Raw genomic sequence first — 1,585 nt, 5'->3', positions numbered from 1 at the left:
CGGTTAAGCTACCTACTTCTGGTAAAACCCGCTCCCATGGTGTGACGGGCGGTGTGTACAAGACCCGGGAACGTATTCACCGCGACATGCTGATCCGCGATTACTAGCGATTCCAACTTCACGCAGTCGAGTTGCAGACTGCGATCCGGACTACGATACACTTTCTGGGATTAGCTCCCCCTCGCGGGTTGGCGGCCCTCTGTATGTACCATTGTATGACGTGTGAAGCCCTACCCATAAGGGCCATGAGGACTTGACGTCATCCCCACCTTCCTCCGGTTTGTCACCGGCAGTCTCATTAGAGTGCTCAACTAAATGTAGCAACTAATGACAAGGGTTGCGCTCGTTGCGGGACTTAACCCAACATCTCACGACACGAGCTGACGACAGCCATGCAGCACCTGTGTTACGGTTCTCTTTCGAGCACACCTCGATCTCTCGAAGCTTCCGTACATGTCAAGGGTAGGTAAGGTTTTTCGCGTTGCATCGAATTAATCCACATCATCCACCGCTTGTGCGGGTCCCCGTCAATTCCTTTGAGTTTTAATCTTGCGACCGTACTCCCCAGGCGGTCTACTTCACGCGTTAGCTGCGTTACCAAGTTAATTAAAACCCGACAACTAGTAGACATCGTTTAGGGCGTGGACTACCAGGGTATCTAATCCTGTTTGCTCCCCACGCTTTCGTGCATGAGCGTCAATCTTGACCCAGGGGGCTGCCTTCGCCATCGGTGTTCCTCCACATCTCTACGCATTTCACTGCTACACGTGGAATTCTACCCCCCTCTGCCAGATTCAAGCCTTGCAGTCTCCATCGCAATTCCCAGGTTGAGCCCGGGGCTTTCACGACAGACTTACAAAACCGCCTGCGCACGCTTTACGCCCAGTAATTCCGATTAACGCTTGCACCCTACGTATTACCGCGGCTGCTGGCACGTAGTTAGCCGGTGCTTATTCTTCAGGTACCGTCATTAGTAGAAGGTATTAACCTCCACCGTTTCTTCCCTGACAAAAGAGCTTTACAACCCGAAGGCCTTCTTCACTCACGCGGCATTGCTGGATCAGGCTTGCGCCCATTGTCCAAAATTCCCCACTGCTGCCTCCCGTAGGAGTCTGGACCGTGTCTCAGTTCCAGTGTGGCTGGTCGTCCTCTCAGACCAGCTACTGATCGTAGCCTTGGTAGGCCTTTACCCTACCAACTAGCTAATCAGATATCGGCCGCTCCAGGAGCATGAGGTTCTTGCGAATCCCCCACTTTCATCCTTAGATCGTATGCGGTATTAGCGTAACTTTCGCTACGTTATCCCCCACTCTTGGGTACGTTCCGATATATTACTCACCCGTTCGCCACTCGCCGCCAGGTTGCCCCGCGCTGCCGTTCGACTTGCATGTGTAAAGCATGCCGCCAGCGTTCAATCTGAGCCAGGATCAAACTCTTCAGTTTAATCTCTGTTTGTTGGCATTTCTGCCACCGCTATTGCTAGCGGGTCGCTCACTCAAAATACTGACCGTCATCTCATTGCTGAGACAACGCTATTTCTTTTTTGTGAACATTTGATAATTTAAGTAATCAAGAACCGAAGTTC

1 rRNA gene is annotated in these 1,585 nt (G+C 51.9%); it reads right to left on the bottom strand.

Going from position 1 to position 1,585, the window contains the following annotated elements:
- Positions 1–1,443: ribosomal RNA gene (locus ACHAC9_RS24350) — 16S ribosomal RNA — on the bottom strand; the annotation flags it as partial.
- Positions 1,444–1,585: the final 142 nt, after the last annotated feature.

It is taken from the genome of Massilia sp. CMS3.1 (genome assembly GCF_051262535.1).
Lineage (GTDB): Bacteria > Pseudomonadota > Gammaproteobacteria > Burkholderiales > Burkholderiaceae_D > Telluria.
The sequence above is the reverse complement of the archived record's forward strand: the minus strand, read 5'-3'. Positions and strand labels throughout refer to the sequence as shown.